The organism is Luedemannella helvata (assembly GCF_039528415.1).
Taxonomy (GTDB): Bacteria; Actinomycetota; Actinomycetes; order Mycobacteriales; family Micromonosporaceae; genus Luedemannella; species Luedemannella helvata.
In genome coordinates, this window is the sequence record NZ_BAAALS010000065.1 from 1 (window position 1) to 4,411 (window position 4,411).

The following is a 4,411-nucleotide window of genomic DNA, read 5'->3' on the forward strand; positions in this document are numbered from 1 at the left end:
GGGCCCGACCCAACACCAACGGCACCCTCATGCTGCACCGCCGCCTGGTCCGCGAGTACGAGAGCCGACCGGCGTCAAGCGTGTCGAGAACGTTGTGGGCCTCGACGGCGAACGTGATCCGCAGGTTGACCGGTACCAGCACACCGACCTGGCGGCATCGGACATGAACACCACGACGATCCTGGACCTTATCGCCACCCGCCACAGTGCAGTGGCTGCCGCAGCGAACGACCTGCGCGAGCAGATCGCCAAGCTCACAGGCGAACTCGCTGAGGTCGAAGCCGAACTGGCCGACCTTCAGATCACTCGCCAGACGCTTAAAAAGATCACTCACAACGAGCTGACGGCCGCCGCACCGACCATCTCCAGCGAGCCCTACCAGCAGATCATTGCCGTGTTCGATCCTGACGGTCCCGGCCTACGCGCCCGCGACGTCTGCACGGCGCTGGGCCTGGGCGTCACCCCGAAAGACACTGAAGGCCTCCGAGCAAAGCTCAAGCGCCTCGTTGCCCGCCAGGTCCTCACCGAGCCCGAGCCCGGCCTGTTCGCTCTCAACCAGAAACGGACTTAACCTCACGGACCGGCCTCTGAAACGTGGTGACGCCGGCCCACACGTAGCCGGGCGAGCGCATGGCGGCAGATGCGGTCGATCGGGTCACCGGCAGTCGACTCGGCGCCCGATACCCTCGGCAGTGTGGACGATCAGACCGGTGACCGCGACCTTCGCGCGGACATGCTCGACGCTCTGCAGTTGATGGCGCTGCCACCCGACGGCCAGATCGCGGCGCTTCCGGCGTTCGTCGCCACGGCAGACGAGATCGCTTTGATCTTCGATGAGGTGTTTCGTGCAATCGACACACGATACGCCGACGCCCTGTTTACCGAGGACCAGCTCACCGCTCTGCGGGCGATCTACCGAATCCTGAACACCATGTCGCAAGCGCCAAAGGAATCTGCGGCGACCGCCCACGAGGCATGGGTGCAGTCGACCTGGACTCACGAAGCCCTGCGAACAGACCCTCGATGGGCCGACTTACGTGATCGTGCGCTGAGCCTATTGACGATGCTAGACGCCACACCAGGCCAGCCGCGGCTGTCAGGAATCACGTACGTGTCCGAGACCGAGGCTTGGCACGGCGGAAGCGATCCCTAACCCCACCGGCCGACCACTCCACAAGTCGGGCAACCTGACCGACGAGACCCGTACGAGGTAGCGCTTCCCCAGACTCACGGCTTACCTCGACGGCAGCCCGTGGATCGAGCGCCCTTGGGAACGCACAGCGAACTGACCGACCGCGTGCATTCAGCGGCATGAGCGCGCGGGATACGCGGTCGTCATGAGAGCGGACTCGTGTTAACTCATCCCGTGGTCGATTGGTCGGAGCTCCGAGACAGCCAGGGTAGTCCGGGCGACGAGGTCGCGGCGCTGCTGAACCATGTGGGGCAGCAGCCGAGCGCAGAAGCATGGAAGCGACTCGGCGACCGGCTCGTCGTGGAGAGGGAGTGCTGGTGCTCGGCCGCCTACGCCGCCTTGCCGCGGCTGAGCGCGTTGGCGCAATCCGGCACCGAGGAAAACCGCAAAGCGGCGATCGAGCTTGCATCGATGATCGCAATGACGTTACACCAGCGTCATGCCGACGACGATCTTGTACGAGCTGATCCGTCCGCCCTCGCAACCCTGTTCCGTCTCGCCGCGTCCCGGCTGTCGACCATGGCTGGCAGCCAACTCCGCTCGTCACTCCAGGCCGCGTGTGCGTTCGCTGGCTACACCTTCTTGGCAGTGATCAGCCTCGACTTCTCCGACGAGCACTACAAGATCCGCTGTCCTGTTGTTGGTCGTACGCTCGATCCCGCGGTGTTGAAGGCATTGACCTATTGGCCCGGAATTGTGCATGCGGAACGTCTGGCCGAGGTGTTGCGCGAGCGGGCCGTCGCGTTCGTGCGTGACGCGCGTCTGCTCGGTGCAGACGGCGATCAGATCGTGTCAGCGTTCGCGCAGGCGCTGGGCCGCCGCTAAGATGGCTTCAGCCAGCTATCAGCCGGGATACGTCTACATCAGGCACGCTGGCGACGCCAATGTCGCAACGCACGCTTCTCGGCACGTCCAGATGTTGGCCGGCACGACGGTGGTGCCCACCGTGGCGAGCACATCGCGGCTTGTGCGGATGCCGGCGCTCTACGCGTTGATCAGCTGCTCCCGAAGATGTCTTCATGCCGCAGTGCTGGGCGAGCTCACGCAACGCGGGGAGGTACACCCAGCGTCCTGCCGGCAACAAGCGTGATCACGTCAGCGCAGGCTCATCGTCCGGCATCGTAGGCGCGCCGCGCCCGCTCGACCTCTCCCAGTCGGGCGTCGGCCCAGGAGGCTAGTTGAGCGAAGAGCGGGCCCAGGCTGGCACCCAGTTCGGTGATCTCGTATTCGACTCGGGGCGGCACCTCGGCGTGGTAGGTGCGCGCCACAAGCCCGTCGCGTTCAAGCTGGCGCAGCCGCTGCGTGAGCACCTTCGGCGTGATGCTGGTCAGCCGGCGCTCCAGCTCCACGAATCGCTGCCGACCGTACTCGTGAAGAGTCCACAGGATCGGCGTGGTCCATCTGCTGAACACGATATCGACGACCGGCGCGACCGGACACGCCAGCTCGGGATCCGCCGACCGTTCCACGTGCCCTCCGTCACAGAGATCCTACTTTCCTGTAGGTATCTACTATATCTGCGCTACTAACGTCTCTTCCAGCCGCGCGAGCGACGCGGTTGAACTGGAGACACAGACATGTTTGTCGTGACAGGCGCCACCGGGAACGTCGGCCGCACACTTGTGTCGACCCTCGCGGCGTCGGGCGCCGAGGTGACGGCGGTATCCCGTGGACGACGCCCGATCGCGGTGCCAGACGGGGTTTCCCACCACCGCGCGGACCTCGAACGCCCGGAAAGCCTTCGACCGGCGCTTGCCGGGGCAGAAGCAATGTTCCTGCTCGTGGAGGGTGCAGGGACGAACCTCAACATGCCCGATATCCTGCGGGTCGCCACGGCCGGTGGCGTGAAACGTGTGGTGCTGCAATCCTCGCAAGCGGTCGGCACACGGCCGGGGGCGGCGTCGCACGCGCCCCTACACACCATCGAGGACCTCGTACGCCAGTCCGGCCTCGGCTGGACGATCCTGCGCCCCGGCGGCTTCGCCTCCAACGCGTTCGCGTGGGCCGAAGCGGTCCGTACCGGACGGACGGTGGCCGCACCGTTCGGCGACGTCGGCCTGCCTGTGGTCGACCCGGACGACATCGCCGAGGTGGCCGCCGTCGTCCTCCGCCACGACCGCCACGACGGTCGCACGTACGAGCTGACCGGTCCGGCGCTGAGTACACCACGCGAACGCGCTGCGGATCTCGCCGCCGCCCTCGGGGAGCCGATCGGTTTCGTCGAGCAGACGCCTGCCGAGGCCCGTGAACAGATGCTGCAGTTCATGCCGCCACCGGTGGTCGACGGCACACTGGCGATTCTCGGCGCGCCGACCGAACGGGAGCAGCGGATTAGCCCACACGTGGAGGAGGTTCTGGGCCGATCGCCACGGCCCTTCGCAGCGTGGGCCGCGCGCAACATCAACGCCTTCCGCTGACGCCTCGCTCCTGTCGAACTACCCTATCGCCGATGGCCGGCCAGCCTTGATCGGCTGTCCGGTCATCGGCACTTGTGGGTGCCCGCCGCTGCAGAGCGCTGGTCACGAAGCGTGACCCCAACGGGCAGCCTGGCGGCGCTCAGTCGGCGGCATGAGCGGAAAGCCGATCAAAGTTCGGGGTGGTCAGGATCGGCTTTCGGCCGGTAGGAATGGTCGGGTGATCAATGAGGCTGATGGGTGGCCAGTGGGCGAGAGCGCCGAAGATCTCGTGGCGTACGCGATGGCTCAGGGCGCCGAGGGCTACGACGTCCATGAAGTACGGATCTGCACATGCGCCGCGTGTGGCGGACAGGTCTTCGGCGTCCTTGGTGACCTCGAAGAACGCGCGGTTCAGCGCATCTGCCGGGGCTGCGGTACAGAGCACTTCATCGCCGACAGCGGCGCGTACTGGGACGCCATGAAGCCAGCCATCATGGTCTGCGAGTGCGACGGTGACGGCGACGAAGAGGACTTCAACGTCGCCGTGGGCTATTCCCTGTACGCCGACAATGCCGGCATTCGTGCGATAGCGGTCACCAGCCGCTGTGTGGCCTGCGGGCGACTCGGCTACTGGGTCGACTGGATGGTCCGCACCGGCGACACGACCTTGCTAGAGCTCGCGTAGTCCGTCCAACGCCAGCCTGAACTCCATTTCGGTGTGGGTCACCGATGGTGGGCGAGCGCTGGGCCGTCGCTCGCGCACCAGTAGCGGCAGATCCGGATGCCGTCAGTCGGACGTGAGGTTCCACTGCGAGGGCAGGGC

6 protein-coding genes are annotated in these 4,411 nt (G+C 66.0%); 5 read left to right on the plus strand and 1 reads right to left on the minus strand.

From position 1 onward, the window contains the following. The 3 genes from ABD191_RS28410 to ABD191_RS28420 all read left to right on the plus strand — a co-directional run. Window positions 1-571: hypothetical protein (locus ABD191_RS28410; RefSeq protein WP_344088902.1), on the plus strand; the 571-nt coding region annotated here is incomplete at its 5' end. A gap of 123 nt (window positions 572-694) precedes the next feature. Then, the gene (locus ABD191_RS28415) at window positions 695-1,153 is read left to right on the plus strand and encodes a hypothetical protein (RefSeq protein WP_344088887.1); all 459 of its coding nucleotides are present in this window, start codon (window positions 695-697) and stop codon (window positions 1,151-1,153) included. A 213-nt stretch (window positions 1,154-1,366) separates the two neighbouring features. Beyond that, window positions 1,367-2,017 carry a hypothetical protein gene (locus ABD191_RS28420; RefSeq protein WP_344088890.1) on the plus strand — a complete coding sequence of 217 codons (651 nt, stop codon included), beginning with the start codon at window positions 1,367-1,369 and terminating at the stop codon, window positions 2,015-2,017. 281 nt (window positions 2,018-2,298) lie between these two features. On the opposite strand, the gene ABD191_RS28425 is transcribed toward ABD191_RS28420, so the two are convergent. Next, the gene (locus tag ABD191_RS28425) at window positions 2,299-2,661 is read right to left on the minus strand and encodes a winged helix-turn-helix transcriptional regulator (protein WP_344088893.1); all 363 of its coding nucleotides are present in this window, start codon (window positions 2,659-2,661) and stop codon (window positions 2,299-2,301) included. 108 nt (window positions 2,662-2,769) lie between these two features. On the opposite strand from ABD191_RS28425, the gene ABD191_RS28430 reads away from it, so the two are divergent. Further along, window positions 2,770-3,609, plus strand: coding sequence for an NAD(P)H-binding protein (locus tag ABD191_RS28430; RefSeq protein WP_344088896.1), 840 nt, complete (start codon window positions 2,770-2,772; stop codon window positions 3,607-3,609). A gap of 151 nt (window positions 3,610-3,760) precedes the next feature. Continuing rightward, a complete protein-coding gene (locus tag ABD191_RS28435; RefSeq protein WP_344088899.1) occupies window positions 3,761-4,273 on the plus strand; it encodes a hypothetical protein in 513 nt (170 codons plus the stop codon). The last annotated feature ends 138 nt before the right edge of the window (window positions 4,274-4,411 follow it).

Coding starts and splice junctions, on each gene's coding strand:
- ABD191_RS28430 (WP_344088896.1), top strand. CDS start 2,770: ATGTTTGTCGTGACAGGCGCCACCGGGAACGTCGGCCGCACACTTGTG.
- ABD191_RS28435 (WP_344088899.1), top strand. CDS start 3,761: ATGAGCGGAAAGCCGATCAAAGTTCGGGGTGGTCAGGATCGGCTTTCG.